The sequence below is a fragment of the Citrobacter sp. CRE-46 genome, from assembly GCF_059615875.1.
The window spans coordinates 66,971-81,782 of record NZ_JCAPUG010000004.1 but is presented as its reverse complement, the minus strand read 5'-3'; the positions used below and the strand labels follow the sequence as shown (position 1 = coordinate 81,782).

At 55.4% G+C, this 14,812-nt stretch carries 10 protein-coding genes and 1 pseudogene; 1 reads left to right on the top strand and 10 read right to left on the bottom strand.

The window, feature by feature from the left end; translation table 11 throughout:
- A partial coding sequence (gene tap, locus AC534G_RS27215; RefSeq protein WP_275151283.1) for a RepA leader peptide Tap occupies positions 1 to 70 on the bottom strand: 70 nt, incomplete at its 3' end.
- A gap of 58 nt (positions 71 to 128) precedes the next feature.
- Between tap and AC534G_RS27210 the strand changes: the two are divergent.
- Positions 129 to 278, top strand: a pseudogene (locus AC534G_RS27210) (replication protein RepA).
- A 38-nt stretch (positions 279 to 316) separates the two neighbouring features.
- Here the strand turns inward: AC534G_RS27210 and AC534G_RS27205 are convergent.
- From AC534G_RS27205 to traG, 9 genes are all read right to left on the bottom strand, one after another.
- Positions 317 to 562: a replication regulatory protein RepA gene (locus tag AC534G_RS27205; protein WP_045912026.1), complete on the bottom strand. Its 246-nt coding sequence runs from the start codon at positions 560 to 562 to the stop codon at positions 317 to 319.
- A gap of 131 nt (positions 563 to 693) precedes the next feature.
- Positions 694 to 1,257: a phospholipase D family nuclease gene (locus tag AC534G_RS27200; RefSeq protein ID WP_047715669.1), complete on the bottom strand. Its 564-nt coding sequence runs from the start codon at positions 1,255 to 1,257 to the stop codon at positions 694 to 696.
- Positions 1,258 to 1,415: 158 nt separating this feature from the next.
- Entirely contained in the window at positions 1,416 to 2,147 is a 732-nt protein-coding gene (gene traX / locus AC534G_RS27195) for a type-F conjugative transfer system pilin acetylase TraX (RefSeq protein ID WP_275213754.1), read from the bottom strand.
- Positions 2,144 to 2,710, bottom strand: a complete 567-nt coding sequence (locus tag AC534G_RS27190) for a DUF2726 domain-containing protein (RefSeq protein ID WP_275213752.1) — start codon at positions 2,708 to 2,710, stop codon at positions 2,144 to 2,146. Before AC534G_RS27190 ends, traX begins: the two co-directional genes overlap by 4 nt.
- A gap of 18 nt (positions 2,711 to 2,728) precedes the next feature.
- On the bottom strand, positions 2,729 to 8,029 hold the full coding sequence (traI, locus tag AC534G_RS27185; RefSeq protein WP_275396324.1) for a conjugative transfer relaxase/helicase TraI: 5,301 nt from the start codon (positions 8,027 to 8,029) through the stop codon (positions 2,729 to 2,731).
- Positions 8,029 to 10,278: a type IV conjugative transfer system coupling protein TraD gene (gene traD / locus AC534G_RS27180; protein WP_275396323.1), complete on the bottom strand. Its 2,250-nt coding sequence runs from the start codon at positions 10,276 to 10,278 to the stop codon at positions 8,029 to 8,031. Before traD ends, traI begins: the two co-directional genes overlap by 1 nt.
- A 151-nt stretch (positions 10,279 to 10,429) precedes the next feature.
- The gene (gene traT, locus AC534G_RS27175) at positions 10,430 to 11,167 is read right to left on the bottom strand and encodes a conjugal transfer complement resistance protein TraT (RefSeq protein ID WP_275396322.1); all 738 of its coding nucleotides are present in this window, start codon (positions 11,165 to 11,167) and stop codon (positions 10,430 to 10,432) included.
- 174 nt (positions 11,168 to 11,341) lie between these two features.
- Positions 11,342 to 11,899: a protein traS gene (locus tag AC534G_RS27170; protein ID WP_220573332.1), complete on the bottom strand. Its 558-nt coding sequence runs from the start codon at positions 11,897 to 11,899 to the stop codon at positions 11,342 to 11,344.
- Between the two features lie 9 nt (positions 11,900 to 11,908).
- Positions 11,909 to 14,812, bottom strand: coding sequence for a conjugal transfer mating-pair stabilization protein TraG (traG, locus tag AC534G_RS27165; RefSeq protein WP_275396321.1), 2,904 nt, complete (start codon positions 14,810 to 14,812; stop codon positions 11,909 to 11,911).

The window sequence follows — 14,812 nt, the reverse complement described above, 5'->3', positions numbered from 1 at the left end:
ACCCGCCCGCACTTATGTTGCACGGAAGGAGCAAATGGCGCAGAAACAAGTATTGAACTTTTCTGAGCATAAAACTATACTCCCTGCATAGAGCAACAGCTTCTATACAGTTTAAGTAGGCCCCGTTAATCTTCTGTCCCGCCAAGAATAGAAAGATTATCGGGGTTTTTGCTTTTCTGGTCCCGGGTAGACACCTCATCAGAACCAGTTCCCTGCCACCTTACGGCGTGGCCAGCCATCAAAATTCTTTAGACGATCAGCAATCTAGCACTCACTGACGAGACGATCAAGAAAGTGACTCATTCACCTTCTTATCTCAGGCTCTCTTGGCCATTTCCCGTTCAATTAGTAACTCAATCATTTGAGCCTGAGTAGTTCCAGCCTCTTCACAAAGCTGCTGTAAGCTTTCTTTATGCACGTTTTGAATGAAAACATTCAGCTCTTTATGCGTCGTTTTTTTCCGCGAAATAGATAATCTCTTCTTCTCAGCGGAAGATAAGGGATTACCCTTTCTGTAAATGCGTTTCGATGAGGAAGTTACTGCATTTTCGATCTGCGACATCTCTGCCTCCTCAAGGATCAAACTTGGATCGTTTGCAGAGAATACTACAGATTCCTGAAATCAGCGACTTACTTTATGAACGTAACCTGTGTTGGCGCACGGTTTACGTTTCAGGATCGTTTCTGGGGATGTCAGTACGTCTGTTTCCAGTCCGTTCCTTGCGCCCAGCGGGATGTCCAGTGGTTCAGGTAGCTGCGGGCTAAGACTGGGTCATCCCAGACGACAAGCACGTTCTCCGAATTCGAACGGTCTGCAGCCCGGCTGAAGTTAAATGAGCCGACCTGGGTGTTGCGGCCATCAACGACGATCACTTTGTCGTGGAGAATTTTGTAGGCACTGACTGTACGAACCGGGATACCAGCACCAACCAGAATGTTCATGGCTGCTTTACTGGCGTTGTTGTTCTTTCCGGTATTAGCTTTCCAGTCCAGAACCACGCCCACATCTACGCCTCGACGTTTTGCCCTGACAAGTGCCCTGGCCACCTCCGGAGAGGTGAAGGAATAGCCCATCAGACGGATTTCCTGTTGCGCGGTCTCAATTGTCTTAAGAACCAGCTGGAGAGCTGTACCTTCCGGAGAAAATCCTGCCTCAACGGTGGCTGCGTAAGTATTCGGTACTGGCGCGCACAGAACCAGACCGAGCAGGCCGGGCAGAAGCCATCGGCACATATGTTTTTTAGGCATTGTTTGCATTGTATTTCCTTTGCTGGATGTATTCAGAAACGCCGGAATCGGGGGAAACTCGTTTTTCCCCCGATTGCCGGGGTTGGACAACGACGCCCTGCGGAGGCGTCAGGCCGTTACTGCATTTTGCTTTTTTCCATATGATTTACTTCACTTGCAGAAACAGGTCAGAGAATACTGACCAGAAAACCAATACACAGCAGATGGATGGCATACGCTGGAGCAAACCACCGTCCGGCCTGCAGTCGTCGTCCGGAAGCCGGTACCAGCCCGTGCACGCAAAACAGCACAGCCAGCGTTAGCAGTACGCCGGAGAGCATCATCACATCACCGTGCCGGGCATTAAGCAGGGCGACCAGCAACAGCCAGACAGCAAACAGGGCTGGCCGCAGTGAGTCCCGGACCTGCCAGATAAGCAGCGCACCGGCGAGCATCAGCAGACCAGGTATGCTGTAACTGGCGGAGCCAAGCGGCAGGTATCCCACCAGGGCCGTGAAAGCTGCAACGCCATTAAGCACGGTCGCCGCCTGCAGGAAGCGGGTCACCTGCATGACAACGGCGAAGGCAAACAGGATATTCAGTTGCCACCACATGAGTCCGGCTTCCCTGAAGGCCAGCCAGTAACCCGGCTGGGCCAGGAGTGCCATCAGCCACAGGCGGTTGAGGCTGTGCTGACGCAGGGTTTTGCCTGCCATGTTACAGCCGCTGACCAGCGCAAACAGGGGGAATGCACAACGCCCGGCCATGTTCAGTAAGGGTACATCCAGCTGAAAGGCAGTGGCGATGTGGTCCCCCACCATTGCCATAAACGCGGCCATCCGGATAACATCGCGCTGCAGCGCGGAGAAATTCAGGACCGGCCTGAAAGGATGCAGGGCAACAGATTTCCCCGGATTCATGCGGCAGCCTCCGGTCGTTGTGCGCAAAGGTGTGCCCTGACGCGCTCAGCCAGTTGCTGCTCATCATCGCCACGCAGCAGCGGGATACCCGCCTGTTTCAGCACCTCTTCCAGCAGCAGGTCACGCCGCTGACGTTTCGGCGCCTGATGGGAACGATCGTCCAGTTCCACTGCCACAATGATTCGCCCGGTGCGGTCCGTGATAACCACATCGCAGTGCCACTGCGATACCAGGCGGAACAGTTGCCACCATTCACGGCTCCTGGACTTACGATCGGGCGCCACTCTGACGATATCGGCCACACGAACCTGCGGGCACAACCGCCACTGGCGGGTATCGGTCACCCTGTCGAGCCGGCGCAGAAAACGCTGTTCCCGTTCCGTCATCAACTGACCGGCACTGACGAATGACACTCTGCGGCACAGCAGCAGTTCAGTTCTGCCCGGCCGAATCCCTTTTTCACGCAGTCTCTGCAAAAGTGGATGTCGGGCTGAACCGGCCTGCCTGAGCAATACCACAAATCCGGCGAGCAAAATGGCAATGATGATTATTCCGGCAACCATACACATATCCTCCCTGAATCAGTCCCCACCGAGAGTTTTTTCCAGCTCAATGTCTTTTTCCGGTACATTCACCACCCACTCACGCTCGGTACGCAACATCTGTTCGCGCACCTGCTGGCGGATACCCCGACCGTCCGCCACCGCTTCCTGAATGGCCTCATCCAGCTCACGTTCTCCCCGGGCTGTACCGTCACGCAGGCGACGTTCTTCATCGGAAGACAACAGGGGTTCGGGTCTTGTGCTCTCCTCACCCGGCACTGCCGGCAGCAGTTCCTGCCGGGCCAGCTCCGCCAGCTCCCGGGCCGCTTTTTCCTGTGTCTCTGCCAGTTTCGCCTGCTCGTCCGGAGGCAGCGTAATGGGGTCTTCCGCTTTCGCCGCCGATTCAGCCTCCGCCACACTGCGCACTGTCCGTGCCACCTCATCAGGCTCAGTGATTCGTCCCCCGGTCAGGCGGGCTGCATTGAGCAACCGTTCTTCACCGTGCAGGTGTATCACCACCCCGCTCTCCGGGTTCTCCTGTGCCAGGCGCAGCGCCGTCTGTGCATCATCAGCAATGAGTGTGTGTCCATTCCGGCTCGCCTGCAGTCCGGCGAACTGCGCATCTTCACCGCCACGCAGCCGGGACTCATCACTGAGCACCACGCGCATCCCGTCATCCTCAATGCGGATTTCGGTCAGCAGTGCCCCGGCTTCTTTTCCGTGACGGGTCCACGCTGGCAGGGCCACATACGGTGTCGGGTATTTTTTACCTGCCGCGATAAAACGGGCCATTGTTTCGCCCTCCAGGCCGTTTTCCGCCAGAACCCTGCGTCCCAGCGCGGTTTTATCCAGCCGTGAGGCGGTGGCCAGCAGTCGGTTGCCGATGTCGGATTCGTAGTCGCTTTTCTGGTGCAGCAGGTCGTGGGCGGTCTGACCGGCATTTGAGTGCCGGGCATCGGCACGCCAGCCCGCCAGGTTGTCGGTGTAGACCTGCACATGCTCTTTTGCGCGTGACAGCGTCACGTAAGTGGATTCCAGAGACGCCATTCTTTTCCTGCCGCCTTCGGTCCCGGTCAGGGCAATGGCAAATCGCTCGCTGGCCCCCTGCACGCCATACACCGTCAGGGCGTAAGCGAGGTCAATATGACGGTCCTCCGTCATGACCTGTGGGTCAACGATTTTCTCCTGCTCTCCCTGACGGAAACGAATGGCTCCCTCGTCAGTGAATCCGGCCACCTCCCACAGGCTGTTGGCCACATAGCCGCGGTCGGTGTCCGAGCGGGTAAAGCGCACCCGGTCCCCCTGGCTGAGCGTCAGATCGCGGGGTGTGAAGAGGGAAATATCCTGCGACGTGTTCTGCTGGGGGGAAATCAGTACCGACTCCCCGTCGGCATTACGCAGTGTGACCACGGCGTCCTCAGCGTTCACGTCTGCCACCGTCCAGTAGCGCTCGTTCATCATGGCCACTGCGCCGGTATACTCCGCAAACGTTTCGACGGCCCGCAGAACGTTATCCGGAACACGCAGCGGCTCCAGCACGGTGAACGTGCGTTCTTCTGCGCCGGTATCCCCCTTTTCATGGCGGGCGGCATGGATGGCCTCATTGATGGCATGACGGTCAGCGTTCAGCTCCGCCACAACCAGCGTCTGCTGCTGCGCCTCCGGAGTACGGCCCATCCAGTCATCCCGGATGGCTTCAATGATGTCAGTCCGCATCAGGGCCAGCTGTTCTGGCGTCAGTGTCTGTTCGCCGGCAGCCACGAGATAACCCGGCTCCTGGTCCTTTTTCGGCGCACGGATTTCCATGACCGAGTTATCGGGCACCCAGGCCCCGGGCTGACGCGGGACCTGCTGTGGGGTGACGTCATCCACCTGACGCAGGGATGTCGCCACCTGACCGGCGATGATGCTTTCAATCGCCGGACGCAGCGCCGGGGTCTGGCGGACAATCTCCTGCATCACCACCGTATCGATGGCGCTGCGCTGCTGCACCAGGCGGAACGGCAGACCAGTTGATATGGCCTGCAGCTGCGCGGTGTCCCCGCTGGAGACCATTCGTCCGCCACCTGCGGCAACCAGCTGGTAGAGTTCTGCCATGTCGCGGTTGCCCACCATCGAGCTCTCATCGGTCAGAAACAGGACGTTGCGAAAGTCCGGCGTTTCCCCGCCCTGAATGGCCAGCCGGGTTTCACTGAGGAAACTGGCGAGCGTGCGTGCCTCCACCCCGGCCTCACGCATCTCATGCACGGCCCGGTGTGTGGGTCCCAGGCCGATGACCTGCGGGCGCACGGATTCAGACAGGGTGTTCAGAGCACCCATCACTGCCCGGAACTGGGTGGTTTTCCCCACCCCTGCATAGCCCTGAATGGCCATAAAGCGGTCAGTGTTCTCCAGTACCGTCCGGGTAGCCTCCCGCTGACCTGCAGTCAGGCCCGCCAGTACCGAGGCAGGCGTCAGCGCCATCAGGGGCTGTACCGCCTCCTTACCCTCTGCAATATGGCGGATGATGGTCTTTTCCATTTCATACGCCACACGCGGTACCAGGACGCGGTTTCCTGCCCCGGCGACTGAGTCCAGCTTAATCAGCGCCCCGCTGTCCACCTGCCGGGTTATTTCAGTCCGGACATCCGCCAGCCGCTGGCCCGACTTCACCGCTTCGGCCAGCAGGGTAAGTTCACTGAGATGGATCTGCCCCTGCTGCGCACGCGGGATGGCCAGACTCACCGCCTGCTCCGCATCCGACATCAGACGCTCACGGCTGGCCTGTATGGCCGTATCCAGATTTGCCTCGCCGGTCGACTGACGGACCTGGTCACTGGCCAGTCGCACCGCAGACACACTCTCCACTTTGCGCGCTGCCTGCCGGGCTTCCAGCGGCGTATAAATCCGGATATCGCCGCCGCTCTGAGCCAGCGCATTCAGAACCTGTTTGTTCAGCCCTCGCGGACCGACAGCGGCCAGCACCGTGCGCGACACGCTGGTACCCGCCCCGGTCCCTTCCACATAGTCATGGGCCAGCTTCACGGCCCGGTCTGTGGGCAGACGCAGTTCCCGGTCGCCACTGCGCAGCCGTACCGCGCCGTTTTCCAGCCCCGCCACCGTAAACTGCTCTTTCGCTTTAATGGCTCCCTTCAGCTCCCGCCCCAGCGCCCTGACGCGGTCCCCTTCAGAAACCTCCAGTGTCCGGCTGCGGTACAGGCTCCAGCTGCCGTCCACCTGCGTCACCTTCAGGGTCAGACGACTGCCGTCTTCTCCCTGCAGCACCAGACTGTTGGTGGCCTCTGCCACCCGGTCGATGGTGTGCCGGGTCATCGTTTTCTTCTCCGCGTCCCACTGCTCCATCACCATCCCGGGCCGGTAATTATCCCGCTGATGGCGGGTTTTGCTGTCCAGCCACACCGGCTCCAGTACCTGCAGCGTCACCTGCTCCCGGCCCAGCTCTCCGGCCTCACGCCGCGTATCCCGGATAACCTCCGTCAGCTGCTGCTGTTCCCGGGCACCGGTCACCTGGGCCACGACATCCCGTCCTTCCGCTGACAGATGCACATAGTCCTGCGCCAGTTGGCTGTAGCGGCTCCGCTTGTCTGCCTCGCTGACCAGCCGCACCGCCGGCAGCTGCGTGCCGTAAAACCGGTACTGGGGAATATCCGCCTCTTTCAGCACCGACAGGGCATTGCCCGTTCCCTGCCGGTTCTCAGTGTCCATAAATATCAGCTGCGCCCCGGCACTGAGTGCCTTTTCCTGCAGCAGGACGGTTTCCTTCAGCGACAGCCGCTCAGCCCGGTCGACGATGACTGTCCCCTGCACCGGCAGTACAGTGTCAGCGTTCATCTGCGTGCGCAGCATCACCTGGCCTGCCAGGTGCGGGCTTTCCGCCAGGAACTGGCCACTGCGACCGTCGGCCGCAATCACCATCACTTCACGGCCCTGGGCGCGGGCCATCATGGCCACGTCCTCCGTGCGCTCACGCAGGGTCTGCGCGCCTCCGCGACCGCTGAGAATGGCCATCGGGCTTTTATCCTGCGTCAGGACCGAGACCGCATCCCCGGCAGGCATATCACGCTCTTTTGCCCGTTCCGGAAAGACCAGCACGGTTTGTTCCGCAACGGCCGTGCGCGCCAGCTGATGGACGCTGAGTTCGTTCAGCAGGTGGATATCAGAGGTGAAGATGCCCTTCTCCCGGTCCAGCGGGATAAGGCGCTGCCCTTCAATTGCGGCCTCAATCCCGGCACGGGCCTGCTCAAACAGACCTGGTGCGGAGGGCAGACGGTTGACCGTGCCGGCCAGCATCTCCGACCAGGTGAACTGGACCTTCTTCTCTGACAACGCCGAAATCGTGTCACTGACGGCTCTCTGCACGTCTGACTCAGAAATCTTAGCGGAAGACGCACCACCAGGCTGGCCTGTAACCCGAATACCCTCTGTACCGCCGACAGCAGAGCCTGGTGGCTCTGCCCGCGTCTGCGCCTGGCCGATGTAGTTATCGATATCGAATTTTTCATCGGTTAAGCGCCGGCGCCATTCAGCTTTCAGCAGGTCCGGGTCGGCCCAGGCTTTAGCCTGGCGGGTATCAAGTGCGGCAACGTCGCGGGATTTTTTGGACGCATCCGGCCCTGCCGCTTCGCTAATAGCCTGACTTCGGGTCGAAAACGGCGCAACGGGAACATCTTTCAGCTCCCAGAGACCATTTTTACCGGCTGCAACCGTTTCATAACCAAGTTTTTCCGCCTCCTGTCTGAATGGTTGCAGTACGAGGTTTCCGATCGCCACCTGCAGCGCATACAGATTTTCACCGAATCCGGTTTTCATACGTGTATCGCTGGCCAGCGCCCGCCATTTGTCTTCCGCAAACGTGGTATTGAACACCAGCGCATGCGTATGGATCTGCGGATCTAAAGCACGGGAGGTATCATGGTTGTACAGTGCGGCCACCATGTTTCCCGTCAGAACAGTATCGGTTTTTCCACTGTCTGTGATGCGCGCGCTGATAAGCTTCTCTACCTCTTTCATGCCGTTTTCAACACTACGGTTCCACGCATCAAGCAGGCGGGTATCACCACCAATGAGGATCATCATCGATACACTTTTGGGGGCTGAAAAAGTCAGGTCGTAGCCACTGCGGTGTTTATTCACGCCATTGACCATCCTGGAGAGATCGGTACCGTCAGGAAGTTTGCCCTGACGTATCGCATCCATATCGGCGTTGGCGACTTCGCCCTTCAGGCCCAGTTTCTCCGCGCCATCTCCCAGCCAGCGAGACTCCAGCGAACCGCTGGCATAGTAGTTGTCTTCGTGACTGTAATAGCCCGCATCACCCTTGATGGAAGAAATGGAGAGCATCAGAACACCTCCCTGTCGTCATCAAAGTCATGCGTTTTATCTGTCGCATGGTTGATGTTGACCTCTTCCCTGCGGGTCATATCGCGAGTCTGGTGTGAGGTCTGAGCCCATGCCTCATACGCTGCGAAATCCACAACCTCACCGTCGCTGTTCAGGCCCGGGGGAACATCCTGTGATAAATCCTGTTCGATATCACGCTCAGTCCCTCCGGTGGAGGCTGAGCCACCTTCAGCGGCAACTGCAGTGGAAGCCGTGTTTTCGGTATCTGCATCGCTGGAAACACCCTTTGTCTGCAATGGCGACGTCGCAGGAGGCGTGTTCGCTTCCGCGAGAACAGCAGCCACCAGGTCGGCAGAAGGGGGAGGGGTATTCGAAAGATTACCCTCCGGTATAAACGCACCGCCCGGAACAGCCTGAATTAACGATTCTCCCTCGAACAATCCGGCAAACTTGTGCCGTTCTTCTTCACTACGGCGCCGGATTTCATCCTCAAGTGTCTGATCAAGACTCGTCTGTACGTCACGCAGCAACAGGGCATCTGCCACTTTGGGCATAGCCTCATAACTCATGGAGAGTTTTACAACGGGATAGTCACCGGGCAGGGTGACATAACACTGCAGATCGTTAAGTTTCTGGACGTCTGAATAGGTCACCACCGTGACACGCTCTTCCTCCTTGCCGAATGAAATCCCGTCACGGACCTGCTCATGGCCGAAGCTGGTCTGTTCACTGAATTTTTTACGCCGGGTTTCCCCCAGATCTTTTTCCACAAACTGCGCAATTTCCGCACTCGGGGAACGAAAAAAGAATTTGGTGTTCAGCAGGTCAAACAGCCCCGCTGCAGCTTTAGGACCATAGATTTCTTCCATCTGGGCGATGTTCTGAAAACCCAGCACAAAACAACCGCCAAATTTACGGGCTTCTGAAATAATCCTCGGTAATGAGGACAATTTATGCAGCGACGCCAGTTCGTCATAGAAGAACCAGACACGCCGCTGCCGGTTCGGCCCCATAGCGAGAAGACTGGTGGCGGCAATGCTGAGCCACAGTGAAATAAGCGGCTTGAGGGACTCATGGTTCTGTTCATCGGAGGTAATAAAAAGCCAGCCATTCTTCGATTTATCGGTCTGGCCTTTCATCCATTCCCGGATGGTAAACTTCTCCCGTCCCGGACGGTCAATGCCCTGCAGGTAGCGCAGCGCTTTAACGTAGTTTGTCAGAACGCTCCGGATAGAGATGGCTGTCTTCTCAATTTTTCCGTCAACCAGTGTGGAGGCTGGTGTACCGGCCAGGAAAGCCCGTAACTGATCCAGCTTTATGGCCAGCAGTGTCCGCAGGAATTTGTTGTAGCTGCGGTCTGCATCCTTACGCATGCGCTCGGCACCTTCTGCGAAGATGGTGCGCGCACTACCCTGCCAGAAAGGATCTTCACCGCTACTGGCCGGGATCAGAGTCGTACTGGCATTCTCCAGTTCGGCGATAGAGCGGCATTCCTCCCACAAGTCCCAGTTCGGGCAACGGGAATCCAGCGCGTTAAGTACTTTATCCCGGGATTCGTCGTAGAAGTCCTCAACGAACGTACAGCCTTTGTCGTAGATAATGACCAGATCGCCCCTGTCACGAAGCTGCCTTAAAATCTTGCGCATCAGGGTGGATTTACCGGTTGATACCGTGCCATGCATAGCCATATTCTGAATTTCAGAATCCAGCTTCAGCGGCAGGTCATCGATACGAATATCGGAGGCTTCTCCACGTTTTTTCATCAGGCGGGCAACGTCTTTCGGGGACTCACTGAGGACGCGGCCCCCGATGATTTCATCTTCGCTCTGCTGACGACCGGTACGCCCGAGATACCAGTACACGGCGAACGTGGCCAGAAACGCGACGAGCAGCGAAGCGCAACCGGCAATTATCAGCTCCTGTTTAAGCAACTGCCCGCAATAGGCGGTGTAATTGTCGCTGAGGATCTGCCGGGCGCTGTACTGCAGGGTATGTTCGTAATACCGGATATTATAAACCGGCTGGCTGACCATTCTTTCCGTAAACGGCGACATCCACCGGACGAACCAGTAAATAATACCGTTGGTCAGATTCTGAATGCTCATTCGTATCAGCAGAACGGCAAGACCAAATAATACCGTCCCCATAATAACGTAATAAGAAATCAGATTATTTATCTGCAGAAACATTTTCAGGCGCATAAAAGCGACCTGACCGCCCTGCGTTAAGTCGCGAGGATTCAGGCTCATTATATTTTCCCGGAAGCAGGTAACCAGCAGACATGCCGGATACAGGTCTGTCTGCATGCGCTAACAGATTATTTGATGTAATTAAATAATGTGATGTATTTCAGGAAGCTGAGATTTAAAACAGGGTGGCCTGGCGGCCACCCTGAGTGTATTACAAAATATTGGCGACAGATTTCGCCAGCTGATCTTCGAGGACAGGTTTTGCTTCTTTGAATTTCAGGTTAACTTTATTGGCAGATGACACGATACGGGTCTGGTATTTATGCTGATTACCGGTCTGCGTGCTGGTCTGCACTTTATATCCGGAGGTACCCTGTTTCAGGGCGGCGACATTATCGGTCTGCACGCTTGCGGTGGTTTTTTCAGAAATCTGAATATCCGTCACCATCGTATAGTTGATATCTTCCACCATCGCGTCAGCGGCCATTCCCACCAGGCCCGCCGCCAGGCCAACACCTAATGTCGCGCCGGCAGAACTGGAGTTATAACCGGTGATCCCCGCACCTAATGCAGCGCCCGTTATCGCGCCTTCGTAGCCCTGGCTCAGGAACCCCTGGGCAGTACGCAGGTCCATTTTATCGGCTTTCAGGACATTGGCCTGAATCCAGTAGTGTGCGCTGTCCGGCGATGACGTGATGGTATAGCCCTTATCCTGAACAGCTTTGGTCACTTTCGCCTGCAGGCCGGACATGTCTTTGTCAGAGGTATTTTTTATCTGGAGATACACGGTTTTCTGTGAGGACGGCTCCAGCCAGATGGTTTCACTCATCTGAGTTTTGACTTCGAGGTTACGTTTCTTAATCGCTGTGCTCATCGCGCCACACCCAGAGAGCACGAGGACGGAGGATAAAACGGCAGTCATTGCCATCAGCTTAACGTTATGTTTCATATAGTTTTCTCATTTCCATATAAGTCGCATGTTATATGCAATACCCGGAGGTACTTATTGTTATTACTCCACACATTCAATGTGCGTATAGTTAATGTACAGGCAGAAGCACAACCACATCAACACTATGGTTGTACTTTGCGAATTTTCAGAATGCGTCACAAAATCAGACGTTTATTTTGGGGAGGCAGAAAGCAACTCTTTCACTTTAGATAAACTGCTTACCACTGCAGGGGTCATGTATCGGGATAGTGATGTCTGAAACGCTATAATCCCCATAATGTACGTTACAAACCATGCTGCACCGAATCCAACAACAAAACCATCATCTATAAAAAGCAATACAATGCCAACCGCACAATTCAAAGCAAACAGCACATGCCAATAATGTCTTACTTTCTTTATTAACAACTGAACAACTAAAGAACTTTCTTTTATTTCATCAGTTAATGACAGATACATACTAATCGGCTGATACAAAGACGCGATGAAAACAAGGCTAAAAATCGCAAGAGGCAATATAGAAAACACAAGCACTGCCAGAAGGTCACGCCATTCATCCTGATACAACAAAAAGTTCAAACTAACTAGCACTACTCCAATAAACGTTACCATGAACAATTTCCGCAGGAGAATCTTCATAACACCAGAATTCTCCGGAATATCATAGTCACTGGAAACTAATCTTTTCAGTAAATCATCAACATCTTTTTCAAGCTCTGACTTTTTCATAAATCCCTCTTACATTAAATCTTTTGATTTCTTTCCTAGCTCGTCCTTTATATCCTTAATTTTATCTTCATAATCCGTAAAAGCATCATTCTTATAGAATTTTTGCCTTTCATTTTCAGATAATTTCGCTTCATTAAAGTTTTTATTACCCTGTTCATGCTCACTCTGCAAGCGATTGTATTCTTCCTTCGGTGTATTGCCGGATGAGATCACAGTATTTTTTTCACTATTTACCTGAGATTCAGCGTGACGGCGTCTGTCAGCCACATCACTGCTGACATCATCCTGCTGCCTCACGCCGCCAGCATTTGCCCGGTTTTCCATTTGTGTCTGTTGCGTATCATATTCACTCTGCAGATTACCGCCACCAGAGGAAGCTCCCACACTTCCCATCCCCTCACCGGTACGGCCCCTGTTCTGCTCAAACTCCTGCAGTAATTGCGGCTTCATGCGGTCTTCCACAAATGCCTGCGCCAGTCTGTCACGCTCGGCACGGACTTCCGGGCTGGCCGCGTCAGAAAGCAACTGGTCAGCTTCACCCGGACGCTTACTGGTGACATACCCGACAAACTCCTGCGAGTAGTTCTGGTTAATACTGGCACTGTTGTTCTCTGCATAGCTGGCCAGCTGTGAGTATTCATGGCTGCGGGTAACCGCATCATTATACTGCGATGCCTGACTTTTCAGGCTGGAGAAGGTGGACGACAACTGGTTCGCCAGGGAAGCTGATGCGTTGTCCGTATGGCTGCCACTGTCGGTCACACGGCTGGAACTCACCACGTCCATTGCGTCGCGGAAATCCTTAAGCTCCTGAGCACTGAACCCTTTGCTGGTCCCGCCCTGCTGGGTCAGATCGGAACTGGTGCCGTGGGAGGAACCGCTCCGCCCCGTATATTCTCCCTTCAGATGCGCCTCAGCGCCGACGGAAACACCTGTAGCAAATTCAGCGATTTTACCTGCAAACTGACGCTCAGAATTTAGTTTCCCGCTCACACTGGCACCTGCACCCAAACTCATATCCTGGCTCTTCGTTGCAGCTGCCCGAATCCCTTCCGCCAGAGTGGTATTTTCATCCCGGGCATAGCGTGAACCAATAGACTGAATGGTGTTCAGCGCTTTGGTCAGATTGCTGCTGGCAGAAGCATCGCTGCCTGTCACCGTGGTGTCGCTGTTTCCCCTCTGCTGGCTCCACTGACTCATCTGCGAGGTGGCCAGGCTGGAGGTCTGTGACAGACTGTTGCTGAGGCTCTGCGCTTCGCTCAGGGCATCACGTTGCTGCTGCTGCCAACTGCTGGATGCAGTTTTACCCAGCGCAATATCGACCGGTAATTTTGAAATTGCTTCCGTGGTGTTGTAGACCGACTGTCCGGACGACGTCAGGGTTTTCGTCGCCCCGCTCTCAAGCTGGTTAGTCATATGACCTTCACGATGGCTGTAGTTGGTATCCCACTTGTTACCCTGTACATTCCCGGTCGTCATATTGTTATACGACCAGTTGCCGTCAATGGCCTGCGAGGACGACTGTGTGGAGGCTGATTGCAGGGTCTGCCCCAGATAGTTCCCCGCCTGCGACACCACCTGTCCCAGGCCTTTTACCATCCCCCAGGCGATAAACGGGATGGACAGCGCCAGCCAGCCGGCTGTGGTGCCGATATCTGAATAGGTATTCTGCACCTGGTCAAAGGTGGCCAGCGTCACCGCCGTCCCGTTGAGTTTGCCCTGCAGGTAGAAGTTCATCGCATGGTTCAGTATGGAGAACAGAATGGGCCACATCTGCAGATAGGCAATGGTGTAGATATAGCCTTTGATAATGGTCCAGGACAGGGAACTCACCACGGCCAGAACAATCAGCACCGGGAACAGCGCCATTGTCATGCCCAGCAGAACGCTGTGCATCACCGGCAGCGTGTTGGCAGCGATGGATGCACTGGTCGCCTGAGACAGGCGCATTTTGGCCATTGAGGTCTGGGTGGCCACATTCACCAGTCCCGCCGTATCACCGTTCTGGGCGGAAAAACTCTCCAGACCGCTGCGCAAACCATTCATTATCACGTTCTTGCGGATAATTTCGGTGGAGGTCAGAGACGTACCGTGAAAATAGCTGTAACTGTCGCCCAGCATTTCGGTGAACAGTGCCGTACTGGCACCGTTTGTCGGACCAAAGACCTGGTTCGTGAAACCGTGCATCCGGTTAAGCACCTGCTGGAGAAACGGAAACATATTTCGGCCACTGATATCACTCGAATCAGTGTTTATTTTGGTTGTGGCCTGCTCGCAGGTCAGAAAATTGCGGTTTTTGTCATACAGACCACGCAGCGGGCTGGGTTTACTGAATATCAGCGCGTATGGGTCTGTAGAATTCATCAGATCGCCAATGCTGTACTTATTGTTCAGCATAATGTCACCCACCACGCAGTTATGAACGTAATCAGAGAACATGCGCTGAATTTCCGGCTCAGAGAACCGGAAGTCACTGCTCCCCGCCGCCAGCTGCGCGCCGAACAGCATCCCGGTTTTGCTGTAAGTCAGCGCGTCCGGCCGGGCAAACACAAAATCGTAAACCTGTGCCATTCCGGCCCCAATACGGGTTATCAGGCTGGCCGGGGCTGCAAGGCCGGTCGGGACATTATCCACCTGATAGATGGCCGCTGGCTCAGACAGGTCAATAATCTGCACGTTCCGCTTGTCCCCGACCAGAACGGCAATCACCAGGACATAAAACCCGGCCCATTTGACGAGGTCCATAATATTGCGTGTGCGGATATAGGTTGCCGCCCCGACAATCACCGATACGGCGGTGGCCATAGCAATCAGTGAGTCTCCGGCCCTGCTGTTAAAAAATGCCGCCACGCCATTAAGCGTATCCTGAAACCACGCCCCGCCGGCAACGGTGTAAATCGTATCAACGGCCAT